Origin of the sequence: Streptomyces sp. DSM 41931 (assembly GCF_050271085.1) — a bacterium.
Taxonomy (GTDB): Bacteria; Actinomycetota; Actinomycetes; order Streptomycetales; family Streptomycetaceae; genus Streptomyces; species Streptomyces albogriseolus.
In genome coordinates, this window is sequence record NZ_CP189902.1 from 4,819,971 (window position 1) to 4,844,866 (window position 24,896).

Sequence of the window (24,896 nt, forward strand, 5' to 3'; positions counted from 1 at the left end):
TCATCAGCACCAGCGTGGCGCGGGACCGATGTTGTCGATGTACCGGGCCGGGCCCCAGGCCCAGGTGCCGTCGGTGAGCAGGTACCAGAGCGGGTTGCCGTCCACGTGGTCGCCCGGCACCTTGCAGAAGATCGAGACGACATCGCCCTTGTGGGCGTACCGGATGACCTGGGAGCCGCGGTTCGGGGCGCTGCGCAGGGCCAGCTTCTGCGCGGTGACGACGCCGCGGTAGGCGCCCTGGTCGCCGTGGTTGCCGCCGGCCTGGTTGCCGCCGGCCTGGTTGCCCCAGTCGCCGCCCTGGTCGCCCCCGCCCTGCTGGTAGGAGCCGGTGTTGGTGCCGGTGCCGGTGCCGGTGCCGGTGCCGGTGTCGCCCTGCTGGCTCCAGTCGCTCTGGCCGCTCTGGTCGCCCTGGCCCTGGCCCGGGTCGTCGGCGGCGAGGGCGGGGGCGACGGCGGTCGCGACCGCCAGGGCGCCGGCGGCGAGCGCTATGGGCAGACGGCGGGCGAGCGGGGCGCGCGGGCGTCGTAGCGACATGGCAGTACCTCCATAAGGGGGAGACAACAGGTCGAAGGTGACTTGTCGCCACATTAGGAGCGCCCCCCGGCGCCCGCCCGCCCTGCTGCGCCATCGGGGAGGACGCTCCGCCTACCGGGTCACACGCCCCGGCAGGGCGGCCGGCCCCCCGTCACTCCGCCAGCTCCTCCAGCATCCGCGCGGTGGCCAGCCCCGCCCGCAGGTAGTCGACGAACAGGTCGTTGTGCAGCGCCCAGGAGGAGCGGCGGGACCGGATCAGCCGGATCGCCGCCTCCGCCGAACGGCCCCGGCGCATCAGCGCGTGCGCGACCACCAGGCCCGAGCGGTTGTAGCCGTGCCAGCAGCGGACCAGAACCGTGCGGCCCGCGTCCAGGGCCTCGCACGCCGCCTCGGCCATCCGGATCACGCCCGCGAGCTGGGTGCCGTCGAGCGGGCCGTCCGGGATGGGCCACACCTGGTGCTCGACCCCGGGATCGGGGCCGTGCCCCGGCAGTCGCAGCAGCGTCTGCACCAGGTCGAACTGGCGGCGCACCACCACCGGCTCCACCCGCCCCGCGGGCCCGCGGACCTGGTGCCCGCCCATCCACAGACCCGGCTCGATCTCGTCCCACGGACTGTCCGGAGCCGGTACGTCGGGTTGACTCTCGCGGGTACGCAACGGCGCCTCCCACCCACCTCGCCCAACTTCTGTCCACGGTATCCGGCTTCTTGCCCCCGCAGCACCCCGCCTGGTCCCATGGAGGCGAGGTGATGGCGCATGGACGGACCACGCGTCGTGCCGGCCCGCCGGCACGGCAGGGACTGGCTCCACGTCCGTCTCCCGGACGGCAGGGACATCGCCTGGTACGACCGTGAGGCGGCCCGGGTGACCCTGCTCGACGCCGGGCGCGAGGAGGAGGCGCTCGCCGCCCTGGGCCCGTATCTCACCGGCCCGGTCGCCGTCGGACCGCCCCCGGTCCCCACCTCCGCCGACCTCGTGCGGCTCTCCCTCCACCCCGACGACGACCTCGCCCCGAACCGTCCCGGCGAGGCCCTGCTCCTCGACCTGGACCGCACCCCCGGCCCGGCCCGCCGCCTGCGCCCGGACCCGCGCCGTGCGGAGCTGGCCGCGCAGCGGACCGTGGGCGACGCCCTCGACGCCATGGACGGCGCGGGATGGCACGCCCTGCACTCCCTGCCGCTCCCCGGCGGCCACCGCGTCCACCACCTGCTGATCGGCCCCGGCGGCCTGTACGCCCTGCACGTCCGGTCCGCCCACCGGCAGCGGGCGACCGTCGCCGAACCGCGGGTGCGCATCGGCCGGCGCCCGCCCGAACCGGTGCTGCACCGGGTGCGGGCCGACGCCGACCGCGCCGCCCACGCCCTGACCGCCGAGGTCCGCCCGGTGCTGGTCCTGGCCGGCGCCCGGCGGGTGACGGTCGCCGGCGCACCGCGCGGGGTCCGGATCCTGACGGACGCGGACGTGCCGGGGCTGGCCCGGGGCGGAGGCGTACTGAAGCCCGCGGACGTCGAGGCGCTGTACGCGGCGGCACGGGACCGGAGGACGTGGGCGGGGCTGTGAGCGGACGCGGCTGACGGTCGCCGTGCCCCTAGGGCAGCGTGCCCGCCTGGTCCCGGTCCAGCAGCGGCGCCAGCAGGTCACCGAAGTCCTGCACCCGGGGGGCGATGTCGGGCGCCCGCAGCGCCATCCGCTCAGGCGACCGGCACTCCTCGACCTCCTGCCAGGTCACCGGCGCCGACACCAGCGGCTCGGCGCGCGCCCGCAGGGTGTACGGGGCGGCCGTGGTCTTGCGCGCCGCGTTCTGGCTCCAGTCGACGAAGACCTTCCCCGGCCGCAGGCTGCGCTTCATCTGGTGCAGCACCAGCCGGGGCATCGCCTTCTCGGCCTCCACGGCCAGCGCCTTCGCATACTCGGACACCTGTTCGGAAGAGGAGCCGCGCACCGCCGCCAGCAGATGCAGTCCCTTCGACCCGGAGGTCTTCGCGTACGCCTCGAACCCGTCCCGGGCCAGCCGCTCCCGCAGCCACAGGGCGACCTCGCAGCAGTGCACGACGGTCGCCGGCGGCCCCGGGTCCAGGTCGAACACGATGCGGTCCGCCTGCCCCGGGTCGGTGATCCGCCACTGGTGGGTGTGGAACTCCGCGACCAGGTTCGCCGCCCACATCAGGCTCGGCAGATCCTCCACCAGCACCATCCGGGCGGGCCCCTCCGACCTCGGCACCTCGGCGGTGGTGACCCAGTCGGGCGTACCGGGCGGCACGTTCTTGGTGAAGAACACCTGCCCGTCGGGCCCGTCCGGATACCGCAGGAACGACACCGGCCGCTCCCGCAGATGCGGCAGCAGCACGTCGGCCACGGTCGCGTAGTAGTGCAGTACCTCCGCCTTGGTGAAGCCGGTGGCGGGATACAGCACCTTCTCCAGATTGCTGAGCGGGAGCCGTCGCCCCTCCACCTCCGTGATGGGAGCCATACGATGAGAATCTCACGCAAACTATGACAAAAGCTCCGACATCGATCGGCGGACGACCGGAGAGGTGCTGCACGTGAGGTCCATCTGGAACGGCGCGATCTCGTTCGGGCTGGTCAGCATCCCGATCAAGCTGGTGAACGCCACCGAGAACCATTCGATCTCCTTCCGCCAGATCCACACCGAGGACGGCGGCCGGATCCGCTACCGGAAGTACTGCGAGCTGGAGGACCGCGAGGTCAGCGGCCAGGAGATCGGCAAGGGCTACGAGGACGCGGACGGCACGATCATCCCGATCACCGACGAGGATCTGGCCGGGCTGCCGATCCCGACCGCCAAGACGATCGAGATCGTCGCCTTCGTGCCCGAGGACCGCATCGACCCGCTCCAGATGGACGCCGCGTACTACCTCCAGGCGGGCGGGGCCCCCGCGGCGAAGCCGTACACGCTGCTGCGGGAGGCGCTGAAGCGGAGCAAGAAGGTCGCGATCACGAAGTACGCCCTGCGCGGGCGGGAGCGGCTCGGCATGCTGCGCGTGGTGGGCGACGCGATCGCCATGCACGGCCTGCTGTGGCCGGACGAGGTCCGCGCCCCCGAGGGGGTCGCGCCGGACACCGACGTCACCGTGCGGGACAAGGAGCTGGACCTCGCGGACGCGCTGATGGACACCCTCGGCGAGGTCGACCTGGAGGACCTGCACGACGAGTACCGCGAGGCGGTGGAGGAGGTCGTCGCCGCGAAGGCGGCCGGCGAGACCCCGCCGGAGGCGCCGGCCGCGGAGGCCGGCGGCGGCAAGGTCCTGGACCTGATGGCAGCCCTGGAGAACAGCGTCCGCGCGGCCCGCGAGTCCCGCGGCGAGGAGGCCGAGGTCAAGCACCTCCAGCAACGCAAGACGTCCCGCTCGTCCCCGAAGGACACGGGCGGCAAGAAGTCGACGTCGACGGCGAAGAAGAAGACGGCGTCCTCGCCTCGGAAGTCGACGTCGAAGACGTCGCAGGCCGAGAAGAAGACGACGAAGAGCACGGCGAAGAAGACGGCGGCGAAGAAGACCCCGGCGAAGAAGGCGACGTCCCGCAAACGCTCGGCCTGACCCGTTTGGGTGGGTGGGGGTTGCTGTAGCGCTATGGCGGGTGGGTGGTGCGGGGCCGCGGCGGGGGCGGTCGTCCTCGGTCTGGCGCGAGAGTGCGTGCTGGAGAGGTCCAGGGCGTGGACGCGCCAGCCGCTGCGGGCGCCCACCCCCACCCCGTCCCCTCCCCGCCGCGGGCGTCGCTAGCCGCGGGCATTCGTGCCGCTTAGGGCGGCACGGGTGGGCGCGGCGGCACCCCGTAAGCGCCGGGCTGCGCGACACCCCCCGCCCCGTACCGACACCCGGCGCCCTGGACAACAGGCGTTACGACACCCGCCGCAACGCCAGCACCGCGTTGTGCCCACCAAAGCCGAAGGAGTTGCTCAGGACCAGGTCACCGCCGTCCGGCAGCGGACGCGGCCCGTCACGGACGACGTCCAGGTCGATCCCGTCGTCCACCTCCCCACACCCCACCGTCGGCGGCACCACACGGTGGTGCAGCGTCAGCACCGCGGCCACCGCCTCGACCCCGCCCGCGGCCCCCTGCAGATGCCCCAGGTGCCCCTTCAGCGCGGTCACCGGGACGTCCTGCCCGCCCAGCACCCCCCGCAGGGCCCGCGCCTCCGCGAGATCCCCGTCGACCGTGGCGGTGGCATGGGCGTTCACATGGACGACGTCCGCCGGCTCACCGCCCGCGTCCCGCACGGCCCTCCGCAGTGCGAGCGCGATGCCGTCGCCGGACGGGTCCGGGGCCGCGACGTGGTGGGCGTCCGCCGACAGCCCCCATCCCGCCGCCTCGCAGTAGATCCGCGCCCCACGCGCCCGCGCGTGCTCCTCGGACTCCAGCACCAGCACCCCCGCGCCCTCACTGTTGACGAACCCGTCCCGGCCCTTGGCGAACGGACGCGACGGTGATCCCTGGGACGGGTCGCCCTCCGCCAGCGCCCGCATCGCGGCGAACGACGCCATGATCGCGGGAGTGACCACCGCCTCGGCGCCGCCGGCCAGCGCGACGTCGACCCGGCCGTACCGGATCCGGTCGACGGCCTGCCCGATCGCCTCCGTACCGGAGGCGCAGGCGCTGGTCACGGTGCGTGCCTCACCGGTGATGCGCAGGTCGAGGGAGACCTGTGAGGCCGCCTGCGACGGCACCGTCATCGGCGTGGTGAGCGGGGACACACCCCGCGGCCCGCGGTCCCGCAGCCTGCGGTCGCCGCCGACCAGCACCGACGCGTCCCCGAGGATCGCGCCGAGGCTCACCCCGACGCGCTCCGGGTCCAGCCCGCTCTCCCGGGTGCCGCCGTCGGCGTACCCCGCGTCCGCCCACGCCTCGCGCGCGGCCAGCACCGCGAACTGGGCGGCCCGGTTCATCCGGCGCGCCGCCTGCCGGGGCAGTAGCGCGGCCGGGTCGACGGGCACCGTGCCGGCGATCCGCACCGGCAGCGCGTCGAACTCCGGGTCCGTCAACTCCCGTATGCCGTGCCGTCCTTCGAGCAGCCCGTCCCACAGCGCGTCGGTGCCCACGCCCAGCGGGGTGACCGCGCCGAGCCCCGTGACCACCACGCGCCGCGGCCCGGCCGCCCGAGCCGCCCGCACGGGACGCGGCTCGTACCGGACGACCGTGCCCTCCCGGCCGGCGTCGGCGGCCCGGCGGCGCACCTCCGCGTCGGTCATGGCGTGGGCGTCCTCGGGCTCCGCGGCGTCCCGGTGCCAGGCGCCCCAGCGGCGTACGTACGTCACCTCGGCGGCCAGCGGATCCACCGCCCGCAGGACGGTCAGCCGGTCGCCGTCACGGAACTCCACGCCCTCCAGGGGCTCCGGCTCCACCAGCGGCACCGCGGCCACGTCGACCCGCCGCCCGGCGACGGTGACCGTCTGCTCGCGCCGCAGGTCCTCCTCGTGGTCCACCCCGCCGAGCGGCGGCCGCAGCGTGACCCGGATCACCTCGGGGGAGACGGGCAGCGTGTGCGTGACGACGTGCCAGCGGCGCTCGGCCGCGTCCTCGGGGGAGAGGGCGAACAGGTCGCCGGGGACGACCTCCGCGGCGGTCACCTCGTAGGGCCGTATGGGTACTTCAGGCGTTTCGGGGGAGTGGGTCATGGCGAGGCATGCTCTCTTTGGTCCGAACTGTCGTACTGCGGGCGGTTCCGAGTGTTCTGTACGACTCCCGAACGGGCCACGATCCACTTCACGGGGTGTCCGATTCATCCCGGTCTACCAGGTGGGTGACGCGGAACACATTCGCCAAGACGCCGACAGGTGTGCAGAGTTACCAGAACGTAGTGGCACTGTGGAAAACGTCACCAAGCGCGTGTGCGCGGCCCCGGCCGCCCCGCGGAACGAGTCGCGCGTCACGTTCCGCGCGACCCGCCCCACCGGCACGGTGGTCCGACTGATCCCCGAGGCCGGTTCCGGCGTCTTCCCACGGGGGCGCGTTCCGAAGTGCGCGACCCGCCGGGCCGGCCCGCGGGGCGGCGGCGGACGGGCCGCGCAGGTGACCAGAGACTGCGGTGGAGGGCATGGACGAGGACGAGTTCGACGCTTTCTACGCGGCTGCCTTCCCCCGCCTGACCGGCCAGCTCTTCGCATTCACCGGGGACCTCGGCGAGGCCCAGGACGTGGTGCAGGAGGCGTTCGTGCGCGCCTGGGACCGGCGCCACCGGCTCATGGCCGACGAGGCGCCTGAGGCCTGGGTGCGCACCGTCGCCATGCGCCTCGCGGTGAGCCGCTGGCGCCGCGCGAAACGCTGGCTGGAACTGGTACGCCACTCCCCGCCGCCCGAGACGACGCCCGGTCCCGGCCCCGACCGCACCGCCCTGGTCGCCGCCCTGCGCCAACTCCCGGAATCCCAGAGGATGGCGGTCGTGCTGCACCATCTGTGCGACCTCAGTGTCGAGCAGGTAGCCTCCGAGACCGGCGCGCCGGTCGGCACGGTCAAGGCCCGCCTGTCCCGCGGGCGGGCGGCACTGGCCCGGCACCTGGCGGTGGACGAGGCCGAGGAGCCGGCCTGGGAGGGGGGCGGCCGTGTCCGATGAACTCACCGAAGCCCTGCGCGAGTTGGCCGCGCGGCACGAGACCCCGCCGCTCCTCGCCGCCGCCGAGGTCCGGGACCGCGCCCGGCGCCGCTCACGCCGCCGCAGGGCCACCCTCGCGCTCTGCACGGCGGCCACGGCCGCCTGCGCGGTCACCGTGGTGACCCTCGCCCTGCACGCCGACCACCCCGCGGGGAAGCGGCACAGCCCCGGCGCGACCCCGGCCACCTCGCCCACCCCCGCCCGGACCCCCACCGCCTCGGCCCCGGCCCGTGCGCCCCGCCCCTTGGGCCGGCTCGACACGGACCTGCGCACCCTCACCCTCGCCGGCCGCGTGCTGCGGGTCGACCTGCGCGCCGCCGGCCGTCTCCCGCCCGGCACCCGGCTCACGGTGGTCGCCCGGAGCGCCGGCGCGGTGCTGCCGTTGAAGACCAGGACCGAGGTCCGCGAGGTCAAGGTGCCCTACCTGGTGGAACTGCGCGCCCCCGGCGGCGAACCCGTCTACGCGGGCGCCCTCTCCTTCGACGCCAAGGTGCTGCGCGCCCTATCGGGCGCCACGGGCTGGGTGGGCCTCAGCGCGCGGGACGCCGCATGGCTGCACGACCGGCTGCGCGACGGCGACCAGATCGAACTCACGCCCCCGCGCCGAGGGTTCAGCTGACCAGCCCGCGCCGGTACGCGTAGACGACCGCCTGCACCCGGTCCCGCAGGTGCAGCTTGGACAGGATGCGGGACACGAACGTCTTGACCGTCTCCTGACTGATCACCAGCGCCGCCGCGATCTCGCTGTTGGACAGCCCGTCCGCGATGAGCCGCAGCACCTCCAGCTCACGCGGGGTCAGCGGGATCTCCCGGTCGCCGCCGTCGGAGGGCCGGATCCGGGAGGCGTACCGGCCCACGAGCTGCCGGGTCACCTCCGGGTCGAGCAGCGCCGCGCCCGAGGCCACCGTCCGGATGCCGTGCAGCAGCCGGTCCGGCGGCGCGTCCTTCAGCAGGAACCCGCTCGCCCCCGCGCGCAGCGCCTCGTACACGTACTCGTCGAGGTTGAACGTCGTCACCACGAGCACCTTCACGGGGTCCCGCACCCCGGAGCCGGCCAGCAGCCGGGTGGCCTCGATGCCGTCCAGCACCGGCATCCGCACATCCATCACCACGACGTCCGGCCGCACCCTCCCGGCGAGGTCGACGGCCGCGCGCCCGTCCGCGCAGTCGCCCACCACCTCCATGTCGGGCTGGGCGCCGATGATCGTCACAAGACCGGTGCGCACCAGCGTCTGGTCGTCGCAGACCACCACCCGTACCGGCCGTACCGGTGCGCCGCTCACGGCCTGCTCCCGGCGGGTATCCGCGCCCGCACGGCGAACCCCCCGCCGGGACGCGGCCCGGCCTCGAACTCGCCGCCGAGGACGTCCACCCGCTCACGGAGACCGGCCAGTCCCCGCCCGCTGCCGCCCGGCGAGGTCACGGGCCCCGTCCCGGGACCGTCCGTGCCGACCTCCACCGTGATGTCCCTCTCGCCGTGCCGCACCAGAACCGAAGTAGCCCGCCCGTGAGCGTACTTGAGCGCGTTGGTGAGGGCCTCCTGCACCACCCGGTACGCCACCAGGTCCGCGCTCCCGGTCGACGCCGCCGGGGTGCCCGTCTCGGTGAACTCCACCGGCTGCCCGGCCCGGCGCGTCTGCTCCACCAGCGTCAGCAGCCGGCCCACCGGCGGAGTCCGGGAGCCCTCGCCGTGGTCGGGATTGAGCAGGTCGAGCAGGTGCCGCAGGTCGGCGACGGCACGCCGTCCGGTGTCGGTGACCGCGGTCAGCGCCTCGTCGAGCCGTTCGGGCGCGGCGGTCAGATAGCGCGCCGCCTCCGCCTGCACCACCATCGCGGTCACATGGTGGGTCACCACGTCGTGCAACTCCCGAGCGATGCGCGCCCGTTCGGCCGCCCGCGTCTGCTCCGCCACCTGGTGGCGCCGCTCCGCCTCGGCGATCCGCGTGGAGCGCAGCCACGCCCCGCCGCCCCACAGCAGGCACATCGCCACGTAGAACGACACGAACTCGGCCGGCGGCTCGCCCGTCCCGCGCCGCACCAGCTCGGCCACGAACAGCGCGTACGCCAGGGAGCCCAAGGCGACGGTGGTGCGCCGGTACCGCTCCAGATGGGCGCCCGTGCTCAGCAGCGCCAACGGCAGCGCCGTACTGGCGACGGTGTGGTAGCCGTGCAGCTGGTCCAGCACGAAACCCGCCGCCACCAGGGTCAGGCAGACGGCCGGCCACAGCCGCCGCAGGGCGAGCGAAAGGCCCTGCAGCCCGATCGCGACCACGGCCAGGACGTCGTACGGGCGCTCCGCCACCGCACCGATGTCGGTGCCGCTGCCGCGCATGCTCGGGACGAACGCCAGGACGCACAGCAGCACGGCGAACGGCAGGTCCCGGGCCGTGACGTGCAGTCGGCCCCAGACCTGCCGCAGCCCGCGCGGACGGATCACCGGGACAGCGCGACCGCGTCGGCCCGCTTCGAACGGCGGGACATCAGCTGACCGCGTCGGCGGGCCAGCCACAGGAAGCCGACGGTGACCAGCGCCCAGAACACCAGCGTGTACAGGCTGGCCTCCGGCCCGAACGCACCGCCGCTGATCAGGGTCGGCCCGGACGTCGAGGCGTCCAGCAGGCCCTGCTGGGTGTCGTTGCCCGACACCTCGGTGCTGAAGACGCCGGACGCGGCGAAGTTCCAGCCGAAGTGCAGACCGATCGGCATCCACAGGCTGCGGGTGGCGACGTACGCGGCGCCCAGCACCGGACCCGCCGACAGCGCGATGACGGCCGCGCCCCACAGGCTCGCGTCCGGGTTCGCCAGATGCCACGCGCCGAACAGCACACTGGTCGGGACCAGCGCCCCCCACGTACCGAACCGCTCCTCCATGGTCCTGAACAGTACGCCGCGGAACAGCAGTTCCTCCGTGACGGAGGCGCCGGCCATGAACCCGGCCAGCCCCACGGCGCCGGTGTACGACCCCCAGCCGTCCACCTCGTAGTGCCCGACGAGGGCGATGTTCGCGACGACGGACGCGAACACCAGCGTCCCGATCAGCACGCCCCGGCAGACCGCGCCGACGGCGCCCTCGCGGGCGACCTCCGTCACCGCGCGCTTCTCGGTGCGCCCCACGACCCAGGCGTAGACGTACACGGACAGCACCGCCGCCATCAGGCCCACACCGAGCGTGGCCCACGGATTGTCCTCGGCGGCGGCCACACCCTGTCCCGCGACCAGGGACACCACCACCACGGCCAGCAACTGCCATACGACACGCACGTCTTGCTCCTCGACAGGGGGGACGGCGGCGGTGAGACGACCGCCGCTCCGACCGCCCCGACGTTACGGAGGCGCGTCGCGGGAAGCGTCACCAGCGAGTGGACACCCTCGCGTAGCTCTTACGGGGGACAGGGCGCGGGCTGTCCCCCGTGAGGAGGGAATCCTTCGGTGGCTAGCCCTTCACCGCGCCGGAGGTGAGCCCGCGGATGAAGGACCGCTGGAGCGCGAGGAACGCCAGCACCGACGGCAGCATCGCCAGGAACGCGCCCACCAGCAGCACGCCGATGCCCACCTGGTCGTCGGAGCGCAGGGAACGCAGCGCCAGCGGGAGGGTGTACTGCGCCGGGTCGGTGGCGACCAGCAGCGGCAGCATGTACTGGTCCCAGATCATCGTGAAACCGAAGATGCCGATCACACCCAGCGCGGGCCGGCACAGCGGCAGCACGACCTGCCAGAACACCCGGAACTCGCCCGCGCCGTCGAGCCGCGCCGACTCCTCCAGCTCCTTCGGGATCTCCTTCATGAACTCGGTCATCACCAGGATGGAGAACCCCCAGGCGGCCACCGGCACGATCATGCCGACCAGCGAGCCGACCAGACTGACGTGCAGCAGCGGCAGGTCCGCCAGCAGCACCGACAGCGGGACGGCCAGCACCTCCTCGGGCAGCATCATCGTCGCCAGGATGAGCACCAGCACCACCGCCGACCCGCGGAACCGCTTGCGGGCCAGGGCGTACCCGGCGAACACGCTGACCAGCACCTGGAGCGCCAGCCCGCCGCCCACCACGAGGAAGGAGTTGAGCAGGTAGTCCAGCACGTTGCGGTCGACCGCCCGCTCCAGGTTGTCCAGGGACAGCCGGTCGGGCCACAGCGTGAACTGGGTGGGGTCCACGGTCGGGGTGAACGCGCCGACCATCAGCGCGAGCAGCGGCCCGGCGAACACCATGAACAGAGCGGTGTACAGCACGAACCGCAGCACCCGCGCCCACGGCCCGCGCGCCTCCGCCAGTCCGAGCGCCGTCTCGTTCCTCATCGGACCTCCCTCCGGCGCAGCCGCGACGCCACGGTCAGCACCAGCAGCACCAGGAACAGCAGCACCGTCCCGGCCGCCGCGACACCCAGCTCGTTACGCTCCAGGCCGAGTTTGTACGTCAAGGTCAGCAGCACCTCGGTGGAGCCGTCGGGCCCGCCGTTGGTCAGCAGGAACACCTCGGTGAAGATGCGCAGGCCCCGGATCGCCGCGAGCGTCAGCAGAATGGCGAACACCGGCCGCAGTCCCGGCAGGGTGACGTGCCAGATCCGCCGCCACCGCGAGGCGCCGTCGACCGCGGATGCCTCGTAGAGCATCCGGTCCACGCCCGCCAGCCCGGCCAGGAAGATCATCATGTCGTACGGGGCTCCCCGCCAGATGCCGACGAAGGCGATGGACGCCAGCGAGCTGTCGGGGGAGTTGAGGAACTCACTCGGACCCAGACCGAGCACGCCCAGCACCGAGTTGAGCGCGCCGCCCTCCGCCGGGTAGTACATGACCCGCCACACCTCGGCCACCACCGCCATCGCCGTGACGACCGGCAGGAAGATCGCCGACCGGATGAACCACAGCGAGCGGGTCTGCCCCTCCAGCAGCAGCGCCAGCGCGAGACCCAGCAGGATCGAACCGGCCGTCGTCGCCACCGCCAGCACGACCGTGTGCCACACGGCCGCGCCGAAGTCGGAACTCCCCGCGATCTCGGCGTAGTTCTCGCCCCCCACATAGGTGTTGCCGAGGAACGGCCGCACCTCCTGAAAGCTCATCCGCACGGCCTGCGCCATGGGGATGAACTTGAAGTACAGGAAGAGCAGCAGCGCCGGCGCGAGGAACAGCCACGGCGTCGCGCTCCGCCGCAGCCGTGACCGCAGCGGGCGAGCCGTGCGGGCCGGGCGCCGCGCCTGCGTCTTCCCCGCCGCCGCCCGCGCCTCGGTCACCGCCATCAGCCCTTGGCCCCCTGCTTCTCGAGCTCGGCGTCGATCTCGTCGGCGAGCTCGCCCATCGCGCCGGCGACGTCACGGGAGCACTCGGAGACCACGCCGTTCAGCCCCTCGGACGAGATCTGCCGGACGGTCGCCCAGTTGGGCAGCGCGGGGGCGTTGCGGCCGTGCTCGTCGTACACCTTCTGGAAGACGTCCCAGCGGGGGTCCTTGCGCTCGGCGGCGCCGTCCACGGTGGTGTTCACGGGCAGCCGGACGATGATGCCGCCGTTCTCCAGCCCGAGGCCGATCTTCTGCCCGGCGGGCGAGGCGGTGAACTCGGCGAACTCCTGCTGCCCCTTCTCGTTGCCGGACCCGGCCATCAGATAGACGTTCTCCCCCTCGGCGAGGGCCGCGGCCTCACCGCCGGCGCCGGGCGGGGCCGCGACGACCTCGTACATGTCCTTCCCGAGCGACCCGTCGAACCGGGGCAGCATGTAGGGCCCGGTGAGATAGATGCCGCCCTTGCCGCTCTCGAACACGGTGTGTGTGGTGGCGGAGTCGGCGGTACTGGCGCCGGGCTGCACGACCTTGGAGTCGCAGAACATGGCCTGGAGCTTCTCGACGGCCTTGACGGAGGCGGGGTCGTCGACGGCGGCGGTGTACCCGTCCCCTTGCTTCTTGACGAAGTCGCCGCCCTCGGACCAGAGCATGGTGGAGAACCACCAGGTCAGATACCCACGGGTGGTGCTGCCGGGGACAACCATGCCGGCGGTGTCCTTCTTGCCGTTGCCGTCGGGATCGTCGTTGGTGAACGCGACGGCGAGCTGGGTCAACTCATCCCACGAGGAGGGCAGCTGGGCCCCCACCTTCTCCCGCCAGTCCTTCCGTATCAGCAGGGCGAACGCCTGCGAGTTGAAAGGCACCCCGTAGTACTTGCCGTCGTAGCCCTGCGCCGCCTCCCAGGCGCGGTCGGCGATGTCACCGCTCCCGGCGGTGCCCTCCCGGTCCACCTCGCGCACGAGCCCCTGGGTCACCAGATTGCCCAGCTGCCCGGTGTCGTTGATGACGATGTCGGGGAGGTCCTTCTGTGCGGTGCGCTGCTGGAGCTTGGTCTCGAAGTCGTTGACGCCGACGGCGACCAGCTTCGCCTCGATGCCGCTCTTCTCGGTGAACGCCTTGGTGAGCGCCTCCGCCGACTCCGCGGCCGGACTCCCGGCGTCCTGCCGGATCCAGACCTCCAGCGCTTGCGACTCGTCCTGCTCCGTCCCGGACGAGCCCGAGGAACACCCGGCGGCGGTCACGACGGCTGCGACGACCAGGGCGCCGACTGCGCCGAGCCGCCGCGTTCGTACTGGCTTGCGGAGTTGCTTCGACACGGGAGGCTCCGTCCATTCCGTACGGGCGAGGTGGCGGGACTCTATGCAGAGAGGCCGTGTCGAATCAATAGAATGAACAGTATTTACATACATGAACGAGGGTTGGGTGCACCACGGGTCTCACCGGCCGCGGATGCCCGACCGTGGGTGCCCGACCGTGGGTGCCCGGCGGCGGGTGCCCGACCGTGGGTGCCCGGCGGCGGGTGCCGCAAAGGGGGCGCGGGGTTCGCCAGACGAGGGCACGATGAACCCATGGCGGACACCCCCATCGCGAACACGCACCAGTACGAGGCCTGGAACGGCTACGAGGGCCGGCACTGGGCGGACCACCAGGCGCGCTACGACGCCCTGAACGAGCCGGTGACCGGCCCGCTGTTGGAAGCGGCGGCGCTCAGGGTGACGGACACGGTCCTGGACATCGGCTGCGGCAACGGCAGCGTGACGCGACTGGCGGCCCGCCGCGCACGGCACGCGGTGGGCATCGACCTGTCGGCGCCGATGCTGGAACGCGCGCGAGCGACAGCCGAGGCGGAAGGCCTCCCCCATGTCACCCACGTCCAGGGGGACGCCCAGGTTCACGCTTTCGAACCGGCGAGCTTCGACGTGGCGGTGAGCCGCTTCGGGGTGATGTTCTTCGCGGACCCGGTGGCGGCGTTCTCGAACATCGCCGGCGCGCTGCGCCCGGGGGGCCGCCTGGCCTTCGTCTGCCCCCAGTCCTTCGACCACCAGGACCAGGCGAGGGTGTTCGCGGCGGTGGGGCGGCACGCGCCGCTGCCGGACCTGACGGCGGCGTCGGAGACGGGCCCGGCCTCGTTCGCGGACCCGAGCCGGGTGAGGGCGGTGCTGTCGGCGGCGGGCTTCGAGGGCATCGAGGTGAGGGCCGTGGACACGGAACAGGTGTGGGGGAGGGACCCGTCGGACGCGTCGGCCTTCCTTTTCGGGTGGGGTCCGATGCGGCACTGGCTGCGGGACGCGCCGGAGGATGTGGTGGGGCGGGCACGGGAGGCGGCGACGGAGGCGTTCGGGGAGTACGCGACGGGGGAGGGGGTGCGGCTGAAGATGAGTTGCTGGCTGGTGACGGCGACCCGTGCCTGACGAGTCCGGCGACCTCGCCCCCGAGTGGACGAAGCTGTCCAACAACGTATGCGGCGTCCTGCACGGGCACAGGGAAGCGGCCTCCATGGCCGAGCGCTTCGAACGACTCGGCTGGAGATCGAGATCATCGTCCTGGTGCGGCTACGAGGTGGGCACCACCTGGTGCGAGGTCGAACTCGAGGCCGTCGACGGGCAGGACGTACTCCTGAACGGAGTCGTCGACCCGTCCCGCTTCGACGACCTGGCGGCTCTCCTCGACCGGTTCGGCCTGACGTACACGCTGGAGCTGTATGACGAGGACGTCAACCTGCTCAGGGAAACCAGGCGCGAGGGCTGAGCGCCGCGTCAGACCTTGATCATGGTGATGCGCCCGCCCCCGAGCGCTGTCAGGTCCTCGGGGTCCGAGGTGAGGACCGTGACCGGCCCGGGCGCGGCGAGGGCGGTGGCGCACAGCATGGCGTCGATGGCGTACTTGTGGCCGTGCAGGCCGGCGTCGGCGAGGAGCACGGCTGCCTGCCGGGCGATCGTCTCGCTGATCGGTTCGACCACCAGGCGGGAAAGCGTCCACTCCAGAGCCGGGCGATTGATCCGGGGATGCACCACTTCGACGAGGGTGGCTGCCGATGTGATCACGCGCAGGTCATCGGCGCGCGCCAGAGCGAGCCAGGCGGTCACCGCGCGGTCGCGCAGAACGGCTTTGGCCAGCCCCTCGCTGTCGAGGACCAGGGTGCCACCAGGGGTGGCGGGGGAGGGCGTCACGCCGCGTCCGCCCCGTTCGAGCGCTGCTGCTCGCGAGCCAGGTGGAGCTGGTCCCGCAGAGCTTGGACCTCCTCCTCTGTGATGGGGCCGTGCTCAGCCTCGGCGACCTGGATGAGGTCGTTGAGGTTGTCGCGCTCGATCTGACGGGCGACGGCCGCGGCCACGTAGGACGACAGGCCGGAGGGGCCACTGCGCGCACGAGCGGCCTCGGCGATGTCCCGGGGCATCGTGATCGAGTACTTCTGGGTAGGCTCACTCATGCTCTTCATGCTACCTCGGATGCCACCGCTGTGGATGGTATGCAGTCCGGAGGCGTCCCGCGTGATGACTGCCAACGGACGTACGACTTGTCATACCGTCCGACTAGCCTCCCCCGTATGGGGCTTGGGGACATCAGGTACGAGCACGTCATCGCGGCGACCGAGGAGTTCCGCCGCTTGGGCCGGGACACCTTCCTCCTGACGTACGGTTTCGGGCGGGCCATGTCGTACGAGCTGGTCCTGGACGGTCGTCGCTATGACTCGAAGGCCATCGCGGGCGTCGCCCATGGGTATGCCACAGGTGACTTCTGGAAGGCGCGGGACTTCAGCGGCGGAGCGGCCACAGTGGCGCGATGCCTGCGCGAGCTCGGCTTCGTGGTGGAAACCGGGGAGCCATCCCGCAACCGCGCTGCTCTGCTGGCGCGGCTACGGAACCTCAAGGTCTCCCGCGGCCCCGGCAACCCCGCGCCCAGTCGCCACCAACCGTTGAGCCTTCTGTGGGCGATATCCCGCGCAGCCGACGAGCGACCCCGCCTCACCCCGTGGCCAACGTTCCGGGACGAGGTCGGCCCGCTCCTCGTCGAGTTCGGCCTTCCGAACGCGAAGGCCACACCGGAGTATCCGTTCTGGCACCTTCAGGGCAGCGATGTGTGGGAGGTACGAGGCATACCGGCCGAACTCGCCAAGAGAATGCCGACCACCGGCGCCTTGAACGAGCACCATCCGCAGGCCGGCTTCACGCCCGAGACCGCGGATCTTCTCCGCGATCCGGTGACCCGCCTGGAGGCCATCGCCACGATCTGCGAGACGTATCTCGAGGACGTCGACCGTCAGGCCCTCTTCGCACGGACAGGCCTGTCCGGATACACCACAGCTGGCGGCCTGCTGAGCCCGTCGGAGGACGAGAGCGCCGATGGCGCCACGGACGAGTACGGGCGGGCGATCGGCCCCGCTCCCCGCCGTGACGCGACCCGCTCCGTCATCGTCCGGGACGAAGCTCTGGCCAGAAGGGTCAAGGAGCTCGAGGACAACCGCTGCCAGATCTGCGGCACCACCCTCCGCTACCTGAACCGCCCGTACAGCCAGGCCGCGCACATAAGAGGCCTGGGCAGCCCCCACCACGGCCCCGACGAACTCCAGAATCTCCTGTGCCTGTGCCCGAACTGCCACATCCTCTTCGACGGCTTGGAGATCTACGTCGACTCCGACGGCCTGGTCAGGCGGGCGAGGGACGACAGAGACTTCAGCCCGCTCCATCTCGCCCCCGGACACCCAGTGGACGAGGCGCACATCGCCTACCACCGCACTCTGTGCACCCTCAAGGCACGTATCTCTGGCGACGGCTGACCCGGCCGCCCATGACCGAGGCCGGAGGCCGGCCGAGGCCGCCGAACCTGTGGGGGATCACGTCACTGGGCGAGGTAACACTGCGTGCGGCTTCACAACAGGTGGTCGGCCTTCCCGGCCTTGATGTCGGTAATGAGGGTGCGTAGGGCTTCGAGGGAGTCGGTGAGAGGGGTCTCCTCCTGGCCGGCGACGGCTATGTACCCGTTGCCGTCGGTATCGGTACCGAGGCGGAAGCAGGAGCTGCCCTCACCGCAGAACGGGGCTTCCCAGGTGATGTCAGCCATGTGGTCACTCCTCATAGGTGGTGAGCGATCGCGCGGATGAAGTCGCGGGACCGCTCCGGTGACAGTGCCAGACCTTCCAACAGGTCGAGCTGCGCACGGTATTTCGCGAGCTGGGTCTCCGCGTGGAGAAAATTCGGCCCGTGAGAGTTGTCGATCTGCACGGTGTCGAGCTGCCTCACAGGCCCTTCGGCGTAGACGACCGTCTGTCCCGCTCCTGGGAAGGCGCCGTGGTCGAAGGGAAGCACAAGTACGGTGACGTGGTCCCACTCGGAGACTTCCAGCAAGTACTGCAACTGCCCTCGGGCAACATCCCGTCCCCCGAACTGCATCCGAAGCGCTGCTTCATGGACGACGGCTACATACGGGACGGGGTTGTCGCGGGTGATCACACACTGGCGCTCTGAACGGTGGGCCAGACGGAGAGCGACCTCATGCTCGGGAAGCTGCGGTACGACGGCGCGGAAGATGGCCATCGCATGCTCAGGCGTCTGCAGCAGCCCTGGCACATGGACGGTGTTCGCGCCCCGCAGACGCACCGCGTACGCCTCTGTTTCCGAGATGTCCAGAAACCCCTGGGGCAGGCTGCCCCGATAACGCTCCCACCACCCTGCCTGGCTCGGCTCCGCCATCTCGACGAGGGCATCGATGTACGTCTCGTCGGTGCAGTCACAGTTGCAGGCCAGTTTGCGCAGCCGTTCGGCGTTGATGCCCCGCTGTCCGGACTCCATGTTGGAGATGCGGCTCCGGTCGACACCGAGGAGCCCCGCGGCGTACTCCGCGGACATGCCGGCTGCGGTGCGCATCTTGCGCAGTTCACTACCCAGACGCTTCTGACGCTGAGTGAGAATCGTCCTTGGGGGCATGACGTTCCTTCCGTACGGCGTGCTGTCCGGATCAGTCCTATAAGCACAGGTTCACCGCATCGAGGCCATTGTTCCGGATCGCATGGCAAATATGGCCCCTGCTGGTCTACCGTCAGTATTGCGCAAGTTACACAACGCGATGCCGGAAGTGCACCGCGCGAGCACGCCCGCCTGCCCCGGGACGGGTGTGCCCGCGACCAGGGCGGTAGGCCACCGGCGAGTCCAACCCCTGTCCACATGAACGGAGTTCGCCATGCCCGAAATCCCTCCGGTGCCCATCCACTGGCATCTCCCCGCCCACCCCGCCTCCGTACGGCGGGCCCGCCACGCCGTGACCGAATGCCTGCCGCACGCCCTCCGCCCGCACCTCGGCGACGACCTCGGACTGCTGACCTCCGAACTGGTGACCAACGCCATCCGCCACGGAGCGTGCGGGAAGGACGAGGACCTGATCGAACTCGTCCTGTGGCCTGCCGAAGGACACTACTGGCTCGCTGTCTCCGACCCGGGCATCGGTAAGCCGGAACTGGCCTACCCGAGCGCGGACTCGGAGAGCGGCCGGGGCCTGCTCCTCGTCGACCATCTCGCCGCAGCCTGGACCGTTCGTCCCCGCCCTACCCGGGGCACATCCGTGGTCGTCGGCCTCGCTTACCGCCAGGGCAGCTGACCTGGCGGAGTGGTCGGCAGAGTCGGCCTGACGCGGGGGCCCTCACCGCACTGTCAGGCCGACCGCTCCAACTCGGGGGCACCGGAGTCGTCGAGCGTGCTGAGTCCTCCAGCATCTCGTCCAGAGCCTCACTGGTGCTCTGCGCCTCAGTTCGTTGGATAACCAATCTCCGCGACGTCCTCCGAGAGATCCGCCAGGACGATGTCCGAGTTCAACGCGCGGACTACCTCTTCGGTCAGTGGGCGGGAGGAGAAGACGTGACGAACGGCCGCCAGGTCGACCGGGACCTCGTAGTAGCCCTCAGCCCATCGCTGAAACGCTTCCGGGGAGCGATCCACCAACAGCCGGAAGAGGTGCCCGGCACCGTCCGCATCCTCCGTCGTGCCATCGGGGAAAACGATCGTTCCCGCCTTCCAACGGTCGTCGACCGTCTCTCGCCACATACAAGCGGTGACGACGGGCATCCCGTCTTCGTCGCAGAACGCCGGCTCCTCGACATACGGCCGGAAGACCTCAGGAACCTCGTCGAGTACTCCGGGCCATGGCCCGTCCTCTGCATAGGGGCTTATGAGCGATTCGTGATCGAATCCCCGCACGTAGGCGCCGGCGCCTGAGAAGACGATCGAGTACTCGTCGCCCGATCCGCTTCGCATCGAAGCCATCGACTCCGTCTCGGACCAGTGGTCGTCGAAGGAGTGGCAGCGGCTCTCCCACTCAGGGCTCAGGACTGCCTCCAGGACAGCCATGGAGCGGCAGTGCTCACGGAGGACTGCTATCTCGGGCAAGTGCCGAGCAACGTCATGAACGGTCACCCGCTCATCCAAGCGCACGCATCGGACACGTCAGGTTCCTTCCCGGCGGGTCACTGTTGCACCGACCCCCCAAGGCCGCGGCCACTTCTCCACCAAATCCCGCGCCTACTCCGTCACCCTCAGCCCCCCCCGCCAGGAACGCGCCGACCACAACGAAGGTTGCCCGCGATCGCGCGGCCGAAGCGGGACACCCGCTGCCCGACCCGGACACGGTGCTCGTCCTCTCTCGGCTGTCCTCTGGCAGAGGCCGCAGGTGTCCAACCAGGTCGATATGCGGGTCGTCGCCAACCCGGAGCAGGCGCGGAACCTCCTCGCGGCGGTTTCCTACGTGGGCGGGTACCGGCGTGCCCGTGGTCGTCGCCTCGTGGGTCCGTTCGCCGTCATGTACTTCGGCGGTTTCTCCGGCCGGCGGAAGCGGTCGGCCTCGTCGAGACGGACCTGAACCTTTCCGGGCAGGGCTGGGGCTCGGCGCTGCTCCACCGGACCCGTCCGTCCGCCGGCAAGCAGTGGACCGACTCGGGGGAGACCCATGACGACCGCGGGCTGAAGAACCGGCCGACCGAAGACGTTAGGAGGGTGCCCATCCCGCCGCACCTCGTCGCCGTGCTCCGCGAGCACCTGGCCACCTCCGGCACGGCGGACGACGGGCGGCTGTTCTTCAGTGAGAAGGGTTCGGTCGTCCCATCCTGGATCTACTACCGCGTGTGGCACGAGGCCCGGCTCCGCATCGAGGACCTCCTGCGCGTACGACTGACCCCACCCGACCATGTCCGAGGCCCCTGGCATCCACCAGGGGCCTCGGTGTTTCCCAGGGGTGCTCGCTCAGAACGCTGGTTTCACGGTGTCCTCGGTCGGCATTTGCTGTGCGCGGGTGCCGAAGGGGTTGTCGATGACATACCGCCAACGGCCGTCCGCACCCCGCCGGGCGATGTCTGTAGCAGTGCCTTCGACGTGCACGGCCTGTCCCTCCCGACCGGTCCCGTCGATGACCCAGTCGACTATCAGCAGCGCCACGTCTCCGCTTCGGTACACATGCCGCGGACGGACCGTGATGGGAACCCCGAGCTTCTGCAGGCGGCCGTTTGCGGCGTGCAAGTCCGGTCCGGTCGCCGGTGTTCCCGGCTGCGGGACCAGCACTGCTGCGTCCTCGTAGACCTGCGCCAACGCGGCGGGGTCGCCGCTGTTGAACCGCTCGGCGAACACCACGGGCACCTCTTCGGGCCGATCGGCCAAGGTTCGCATGATCGACAGACGTCCTTCCGGGCCGGGAGAATCGAAGTGCCCCACACGTTAGGAGGCGATCTCGTGACTCACCGAACGGTTGGTCACCTGGCAGGGCTCCCCGACGACCCGCGCGCGAATGTCACCGCACCTACCCCCGAGTGCCCGGTGGAGATCACGCTGGCGGCACTGCACGGCCGCTGGACGACGCTGCTGGTTCGCGAACTGCTGTGCGGCGACCGCTACTACAGCGAGCTGCGCGCCGCCCTGCCCATGTTGTCGGACAAGGTGCTGTCCGACCGTTTGGCACAGCTAGGCGAGGCCGGAGTGGTCAAACGCGACCGCCGACCGGGCTGGCCGCCGCGAGTGCGCTACACGCTCACCCCGAGTGGACACCGCCTCGGCCCTGTCCTCCAGGCTTTGTGGGACTGGGGAGCGGAGGCGTCAGCACGAGACGGCGCTCACACCTGAGCAGGTGGCCTCGCCGCCGGCTGCTCGGCCGTACGACCTGCGGCATGCCGCGCTCTCCTCGTGGTTCAACGCCGGCGTGGATCCCCCCGAGGTCGCGGAGTGCGCGGGCAACGGCGTCGAGGTGCTGCTGAGCCGGTGTGCCAAGTGCCTCGACTGCTGCCAGGACGTCGCCAACCGCAGGATCGCCGAACTCCTCGGCGACGAGGACGGGCACCCGGACGAGACCCGATCTCGACCTGTCTGCGCTGCACTCATAGGCATGATGACCCCTGAACCCCCAGAATCCTGCCCTCCTGTCCGAGGGCCTTCGGTTTCGCGGACGGCAGCTGCGGATGAGTCGCTCGCGCCCTTCACCTGTGGGTGCGGCGCCTGTAGTAGTGCACGGTCACCGCGCTAAGCAGCGGCCCCCAGGCCACCATGGGCAGGTAGCAGGCGGTCAGGAGCCAGTTGCCCCACGGCGTGATGTCCATTTCACCGTGCACGGTCGTCCAGACGAGAAGCACGCCGTAGACGCTGCAGGTGATCGCGCCGAACGCGGCCGGCACGACCGCGGCGAGGACCGGGACCGGACGGCCTCCGCGGTACGGCAGCTAACGCGGCCACACCTCACCCCACGGACGGACCAGCCCGAGTGTCAGCCAGGCCAAGCCTTCCTGGGCCAGCGACAGCAGGGGCAGCACCAGCAGGCCCCAGCCGGGTATGAGCATCGCGTCGTACTCAGACTGTCCCAGGCCGAGCGGTATGCCCAGCACCGCGGCGAGACGCCACAACGCCGACGGCAGAGATGCCCAGACAACCGCTGCAGCCGCGCGTCTCGCCCAGCCCGGGACGTCGGGGACCGTCCGGCCCGGAGGGCGGCCGGGTAAGTGACCCTTGTCCGCAGGGCCGTTGGCGGAGAGGGAAGCAATGGTGGGCATGCGGCACGCTCCTCGGTCAGCGATGCAGTCCGGTGCCCTTGATGCTTCCGCGGTCCCCTACCGCTTTCGTCCTGCCAGGGTATGCACTGCCTACGCCGCAGTACGTAACCGCAGCGTCGCCGCATCAGACTCGGGAGGTATGCGTGGACGCCGTCGCCCACTGCTCCGTGGACAGTCCACGTACGGTCCGCAGTGCCCGACGTACGGTTACTCCGAGCCGCACACGCCCGCACATACGCGAAGACCCCGTCCTCAGTGAAAGCGCTGATGGCGGGGTCTTCGGGCACCTGGTGCGAAGTGCCCCCGGCAGGATTCGAACCTGCGCACACGGCTCCGGAGGCCGCTTGGGACCTGGGCAACGCAGCAGGTCACGGCCCTGTAAGTGCTCGGTCAGGCGGGACGAGTCCACGCATAGTCCACGGCCGACAGAGCGTCGCTTTCGGAAGGGCAGGAGCCGAAGGAAGCGGGGCATGCGAGCTAAGCGCGCCATGGCCTGTGCCGTGCTGGGACGGCGGGATTTACTCCCATGACCTCTTCGTCCTGCGACTTGGGTGGTGGGCCTGCCTTGGCTGTAGTGTCTCCCACCCGCACTGAGGGCCCGCTGACGTGTGGTTATTCTGCCTCAACCTGAAGCCATTTGGTTCCCCCCGGCGTTGGTACAACCTTGGTGACCGATGAACTTTCGTGCCCATCGCGCACATGCGCTGGCTTGCCGCTGCCGTTGGTTCTGAGGGAGCCACCGCTTCAAGGCGCCTCCGCGCTCCCTCTCGGAGCGTGCGAGACGGGCCCAGGACTTTGTGACGGGACGAGTGCGCCCGGGGCTGCCTCCTTTTCGTGCCGCGCGATGCGGTGGCGGTGGTCGCGCTCAGGTGCTGGTGCTGGCGTGCTCTGGGTCGGCGGCTTGTGCATCGGCGAAGGTGCCGTAGTCGGTGGAGCGGTTGAGCAGGGTGTAATCCATGTCGCCGGCGGTGAAACGGCTGGTGTAGTAGTGCCCGGTGGCAGCTCGTGGGGTCAGGCCCGTGACCGATATCCGGCAGGCCCCTTCGTGCCGGGGGCTGCGGTGCTGGTGTTCTACGCGCGGCGTGTTGTCGTACAGGAATCCGATCTCGGCCGTACCAGAGTTCTCAGGTGAGCCGATGGTGGCGTTGCTCGACCGGGAGGTGCTTTCCTTGGTGCGGAGCGTGGCGTGCAGGCTCCAGAAGGTCTGCTCGATCGTCATATACGTGGTGATCGGGCCTCGGTTGCCCCCTTTGGGGATGTGACTGAGCGGGCTCGGGGACAACACCACACGCCATGTGCCGGTGACCCAGGGCCGACCGGTCAAGCGGTGGATGACGGGCCAGTGCCAGGCCCACTTGTCGAAGACGACGACGCAGTATCCGACAGCGGCCGGGATGTAGGCGAACAGGTACCGGAACTGCGACGGGTACAGGTCCAGGACGACCAGGATGACCGTATAGAGGGTGGCGGCGATGGTGGCGCCGGTGCGGATATTGCTGGCCGTGCTCATCGTCAGTCTCCATAGCCGAGGTAGTGCCAGGCGCCTTCGATCAGCTCGCGGGCGTCCTTTATATTCCATTTCTGGCCTTCGCCGAAGACCCTCTTCATTCCGTTCGGCTCCCACATGACCTGAGGCCCCATGAAGGACCTGAGCTGCCGGTAGACCTCCTTCAAGCTGGAGCGGACCGCGTCGTCCAGGTCACCAGCGAGGAAGACGTGGTCTGGGACGTTGTAGATCAGGCACTCGGAGAAATACGACGGCAGGGCCTTGATGATGCCCTGCGCCGCGAGGTCGTTCTCCACGTTCTTCAAGACCCGCACCACGAACTTGTACCGGTAGTTGGTGTTGGTGTTCTTCGTGCGGCCGTTGGTCAGCTGAAGCTCGGGCCAGTTGATGATTTGCTTGCCGTTACGTCCGTAGACGACGCTCCCGACGTGCTCGCCCTCAGGTGCCGCGAGGTCGTACTTCACCCACTTGAAGCACGGCACCACGTCGATGCTGGGACGGCTGCCGAGGACCTCCGGGACGTAGAAGGCGATGTTGTGTTCCGCGTCTACCCATCCGAAGTAGCTGGTGAGAGCGGCGTGGACTTCCTCGCGGAGCTTGGCCTTGGTCCACGGACCCGTATACCGGGCTGGCTGGCCCCACCACCATGACGCTAGGCCGTCGGTGTGGCAGGGGTCGTTGAGCCTCACCATGATGTCCACGTCGCTGTCACCGCGGACATTTGTCTTGTTAGGGTAGGAACCCTTCGCCGCGACCGTGATGTCGAACCCCCGGAACGGCTCATGCCAGCTGACCGCATCCTTCACCATGCGCTCAGCCCGCTCCAACCTCGCCTGCTCGGAAGGTCCTGGAGGGTTCTTCCACTTGGTGATCAGTACGAGCCGCTGAGCGTACGTCAGTTGTCGTGCCATGAACTCCTCCCTACCTCCGGCCCTGTGCCGGGGACAGCGTACGAGCGGGGTCT

The 24,896-nt window shown here is 70.6% G+C and carries 28 protein-coding genes, 1 tRNA gene and 3 pseudogenes; 12 read left to right on the forward strand and 20 right to left on the reverse strand.

The genetic code is table 11. From position 1 onward, the window contains the following. Positions 1-3: 3 nt before the first annotated feature. Positions 4-534 carry an SH3 domain-containing protein gene (locus ACP7TJ_RS22485; protein ID WP_427764894.1) on the reverse strand — a complete coding sequence of 177 codons (531 nt, stop codon included), beginning with the start codon at positions 532-534 and terminating at the stop codon, positions 4-6. A gap of 151 nt (positions 535-685) precedes the next feature. Then, positions 686-1,192, reverse strand: coding sequence for a protein-tyrosine phosphatase family protein (locus ACP7TJ_RS22490; protein ID WP_427764897.1), 507 nt, complete (start codon positions 1,190-1,192; stop codon positions 686-688). 99 nt (positions 1,193-1,291) lie between these two features. Between ACP7TJ_RS22490 and ACP7TJ_RS22495 the strand changes: the two genes are divergently transcribed. Continuing rightward, positions 1,292-2,095, forward strand: coding sequence for an NERD domain-containing protein (locus ACP7TJ_RS22495; RefSeq protein WP_093767020.1), 804 nt, complete (start codon positions 1,292-1,294; stop codon positions 2,093-2,095). A 28-nt stretch (positions 2,096-2,123) separates the two neighbouring features. On the opposite strand, the gene ligD is transcribed toward ACP7TJ_RS22495, so the two are convergent. After that, positions 2,124-3,005, reverse strand: coding sequence for a non-homologous end-joining DNA ligase (ligD, locus tag ACP7TJ_RS22500; protein WP_427764900.1), 882 nt, complete (start codon positions 3,003-3,005; stop codon positions 2,124-2,126). 64 nt (positions 3,006-3,069) lie between these two features. On the opposite strand from ligD, the gene ACP7TJ_RS22505 reads away from it, so the two are divergent. Then, positions 3,070-4,092, forward strand: a complete 1,023-nt coding sequence (locus ACP7TJ_RS22505) for a Ku protein (protein WP_427764903.1) — start codon at positions 3,070-3,072, stop codon at positions 4,090-4,092. 300 nt (positions 4,093-4,392) lie between these two features. On the opposite strand, the gene ACP7TJ_RS22510 is transcribed toward ACP7TJ_RS22505, so the two are convergent. After that, positions 4,393-6,168, reverse strand: a complete 1,776-nt coding sequence (locus ACP7TJ_RS22510) for a beta-ketoacyl-[acyl-carrier-protein] synthase family protein (protein ID WP_427764906.1) — start codon at positions 6,166-6,168, stop codon at positions 4,393-4,395. Between the two features lie 419 nt (positions 6,169-6,587). Here ACP7TJ_RS22510 and ACP7TJ_RS22515 point away from each other — a divergent pair, with 419 nt between their 5' ends. Continuing rightward, entirely contained in the window at positions 6,588-7,103 is a 516-nt protein-coding gene (locus ACP7TJ_RS22515) for a SigE family RNA polymerase sigma factor (protein WP_093765266.1), read from the forward strand. Next, entirely contained in the window at positions 7,093-7,761 is a 669-nt protein-coding gene (locus ACP7TJ_RS22520) for a hypothetical protein (protein ID WP_427764910.1), read from the forward strand. The genes ACP7TJ_RS22515 and ACP7TJ_RS22520 overlap by 11 nt, the downstream gene beginning before the upstream one ends. Here ACP7TJ_RS22520 and ACP7TJ_RS22525 read toward each other — a convergent pair. The 6 genes from ACP7TJ_RS22525 to ACP7TJ_RS22550 form a co-directional block, all read right to left on the reverse strand. Beyond that, positions 7,754-8,425: a response regulator gene (locus ACP7TJ_RS22525; protein WP_167744631.1), complete on the reverse strand. Its 672-nt coding sequence runs from the start codon at positions 8,423-8,425 to the stop codon at positions 7,754-7,756. The two genes, ACP7TJ_RS22520 and ACP7TJ_RS22525, sit on opposite strands and share 8 nt — an antisense overlap. Beyond that, positions 8,422-9,579 (reverse strand): sensor histidine kinase, encoded by a 1,158-nt coding sequence (locus ACP7TJ_RS22530; protein WP_427764913.1) that lies wholly within the window; start codon positions 9,577-9,579, stop codon positions 8,422-8,424. The genes ACP7TJ_RS22525 and ACP7TJ_RS22530 overlap by 4 nt, the downstream gene beginning before the upstream one ends. Next, positions 9,576-10,403 (reverse strand): CPBP family intramembrane glutamic endopeptidase, encoded by an 828-nt coding sequence (locus ACP7TJ_RS22535; protein ID WP_427764915.1) that lies wholly within the window; start codon positions 10,401-10,403, stop codon positions 9,576-9,578. The genes ACP7TJ_RS22530 and ACP7TJ_RS22535 overlap by 4 nt, the downstream gene beginning before the upstream one ends. Before the next feature lie 172 nt (positions 10,404-10,575). Further along, a complete protein-coding gene (locus tag ACP7TJ_RS22540) occupies positions 10,576-11,436 on the reverse strand; it encodes a carbohydrate ABC transporter permease (RefSeq protein WP_093765258.1) in 861 nt (286 codons plus the stop codon). Next, on the reverse strand, positions 11,433-12,374 hold the full coding sequence (locus ACP7TJ_RS22545; RefSeq protein WP_370164750.1) for a carbohydrate ABC transporter permease: 942 nt from the start codon (positions 12,372-12,374) through the stop codon (positions 11,433-11,435). The genes ACP7TJ_RS22540 and ACP7TJ_RS22545 overlap by 4 nt, the downstream gene beginning before the upstream one ends. Further along, on the reverse strand, positions 12,374-13,729 hold the full coding sequence (locus ACP7TJ_RS22550) for a sugar ABC transporter substrate-binding protein (protein WP_427764920.1): 1,356 nt from the start codon (positions 13,727-13,729) through the stop codon (positions 12,374-12,376). Before ACP7TJ_RS22550 ends, ACP7TJ_RS22545 begins: the two co-directional genes overlap by 1 nt. A gap of 252 nt (positions 13,730-13,981) precedes the next feature. Between ACP7TJ_RS22550 and ACP7TJ_RS22555 the strand changes: the two genes are divergently transcribed. Together ACP7TJ_RS22555 and ACP7TJ_RS22560 are read left to right on the forward strand one after the other, a co-directional pair. Next, complete coding sequence (locus tag ACP7TJ_RS22555) at positions 13,982-14,824, forward strand: class I SAM-dependent methyltransferase (RefSeq protein WP_427764923.1); 843 nt, start codon at positions 13,982-13,984, stop codon at positions 14,822-14,824. Then, positions 14,817-15,161 carry a hypothetical protein gene (locus tag ACP7TJ_RS22560; RefSeq protein WP_427764926.1) on the forward strand — a complete coding sequence of 115 codons (345 nt, stop codon included), beginning with the start codon at positions 14,817-14,819 and terminating at the stop codon, positions 15,159-15,161. Before ACP7TJ_RS22555 ends, ACP7TJ_RS22560 begins: the two co-directional genes overlap by 8 nt. 8 nt (positions 15,162-15,169) lie before the next feature. On the opposite strand, the gene ACP7TJ_RS22565 is transcribed toward ACP7TJ_RS22560, so the two are convergent. Together ACP7TJ_RS22565 and ACP7TJ_RS22570 are read right to left on the reverse strand one after the other, a co-directional pair. Then, the gene (locus ACP7TJ_RS22565; protein ID WP_427764929.1) at positions 15,170-15,583 is read right to left on the reverse strand and encodes a type II toxin-antitoxin system VapC family toxin; all 414 of its coding nucleotides are present in this window, start codon (positions 15,581-15,583) and stop codon (positions 15,170-15,172) included. Beyond that, positions 15,580-15,843, reverse strand: coding sequence for a CopG family transcriptional regulator (locus ACP7TJ_RS22570; RefSeq protein ID WP_093765264.1), 264 nt, complete (start codon positions 15,841-15,843; stop codon positions 15,580-15,582). Before ACP7TJ_RS22570 ends, ACP7TJ_RS22565 begins: the two co-directional genes overlap by 4 nt. A 117-nt stretch (positions 15,844-15,960) precedes the next feature. Here ACP7TJ_RS22570 and ACP7TJ_RS22575 point away from each other — a divergent pair, with 117 nt between their 5' ends. Next, positions 15,961-17,190, forward strand: coding sequence for an HNH endonuclease (locus ACP7TJ_RS22575; protein WP_427764932.1), 1,230 nt, complete (start codon positions 15,961-15,963; stop codon positions 17,188-17,190). A gap of 92 nt (positions 17,191-17,282) precedes the next feature. Here the strand turns inward: ACP7TJ_RS22575 and ACP7TJ_RS22580 are convergent, their stop codons facing one another. After that, positions 17,283-17,474, reverse strand: coding sequence for a hypothetical protein (locus tag ACP7TJ_RS22580; protein WP_427764935.1), 192 nt, complete (start codon positions 17,472-17,474; stop codon positions 17,283-17,285). Positions 17,475-17,485: 11 nt separating this feature from the next. Further along, a complete protein-coding gene (locus ACP7TJ_RS22585; protein WP_427764938.1) occupies positions 17,486-18,337 on the reverse strand; it encodes a helix-turn-helix domain-containing protein in 852 nt (283 codons plus the stop codon). A gap of 253 nt (positions 18,338-18,590) precedes the next feature. Between ACP7TJ_RS22585 and ACP7TJ_RS22590 the strand changes: the two genes are divergently transcribed. Next, complete coding sequence (locus ACP7TJ_RS22590) at positions 18,591-19,004, forward strand: ATP-binding protein (protein ID WP_391113639.1); 414 nt, start codon at positions 18,591-18,593, stop codon at positions 19,002-19,004. A 146-nt stretch (positions 19,005-19,150) separates the two neighbouring features. On the opposite strand, the gene ACP7TJ_RS22595 is transcribed toward ACP7TJ_RS22590, so the two are convergent. Further along, positions 19,151-19,816, reverse strand: coding sequence for a hypothetical protein (locus ACP7TJ_RS22595; RefSeq protein ID WP_391113636.1), 666 nt, complete (start codon positions 19,814-19,816; stop codon positions 19,151-19,153). Positions 19,817-19,892: 76 nt separating this feature from the next. On the opposite strand from ACP7TJ_RS22595, the pseudogene ACP7TJ_RS22600 reads away from it, so the two are divergent. Together ACP7TJ_RS22600 and ACP7TJ_RS22605 are read left to right on the forward strand one after the other, a co-directional pair. Then, a pseudogene (locus ACP7TJ_RS22600) lies at positions 19,893-20,043 on the forward strand (replication initiator); the annotation flags it as partial. Beyond that, positions 20,037-20,539, forward strand: a pseudogene (locus tag ACP7TJ_RS22605) (tyrosine-type recombinase/integrase); the annotation flags it as partial. The pseudogenes ACP7TJ_RS22600 and ACP7TJ_RS22605, both read left to right, overlap by 7 nt. 99 nt (positions 20,540-20,638) lie before the next feature. Here ACP7TJ_RS22605 and ACP7TJ_RS22610 read toward each other — a convergent pair. Further along, entirely contained in the window at positions 20,639-21,058 is a 420-nt protein-coding gene (locus tag ACP7TJ_RS22610; protein WP_376725445.1) for a YybH family protein, read from the reverse strand. A 147-nt stretch (positions 21,059-21,205) separates the two neighbouring features. On the opposite strand from ACP7TJ_RS22610, the gene ACP7TJ_RS22615 reads away from it, so the two are divergent. Together ACP7TJ_RS22615 and ACP7TJ_RS22620 are read left to right on the forward strand one after the other, a co-directional pair. After that, complete coding sequence (locus tag ACP7TJ_RS22615; protein WP_427767444.1) at positions 21,206-21,508, forward strand: winged helix-turn-helix transcriptional regulator; 303 nt, start codon at positions 21,206-21,208, stop codon at positions 21,506-21,508. Further along, positions 21,495-21,704, forward strand: a pseudogene (locus tag ACP7TJ_RS22620) (tyrosine-type recombinase/integrase); the annotation flags it as partial. The gene ACP7TJ_RS22615 and the pseudogene ACP7TJ_RS22620, both read left to right, overlap by 14 nt. Positions 21,705-21,858: 154 nt before the next feature. Here ACP7TJ_RS22620 and ACP7TJ_RS22625 read toward each other — a convergent pair. The 4 genes from ACP7TJ_RS22625 to ACP7TJ_RS22640 all read right to left on the reverse strand — a co-directional run bounded on the left by ACP7TJ_RS22625 (position 21,859) and on the right by ACP7TJ_RS22640 (position 24,843). Then, positions 21,859-22,011, reverse strand: a complete 153-nt coding sequence (locus tag ACP7TJ_RS22625; protein ID WP_427767541.1) for a hypothetical protein — start codon at positions 22,009-22,011, stop codon at positions 21,859-21,861. 712 nt (positions 22,012-22,723) lie between these two features. Next, positions 22,724-22,782: transfer RNA gene (locus tag ACP7TJ_RS22630), tRNA-Ser, on the reverse strand. Between the two features lie 508 nt (positions 22,783-23,290). Beyond that, positions 23,291-23,935 (reverse strand): hypothetical protein, encoded by a 645-nt coding sequence (locus ACP7TJ_RS22635; protein ID WP_387586187.1) that lies wholly within the window; start codon positions 23,933-23,935, stop codon positions 23,291-23,293. A 2-nt stretch (positions 23,936-23,937) separates the two neighbouring features. Then, on the reverse strand, positions 23,938-24,843 hold the full coding sequence (locus ACP7TJ_RS22640) for a nucleotidyltransferase domain-containing protein (protein ID WP_387586189.1): 906 nt from the start codon (positions 24,841-24,843) through the stop codon (positions 23,938-23,940). Positions 24,844-24,896: the final 53 nt, after the last annotated feature.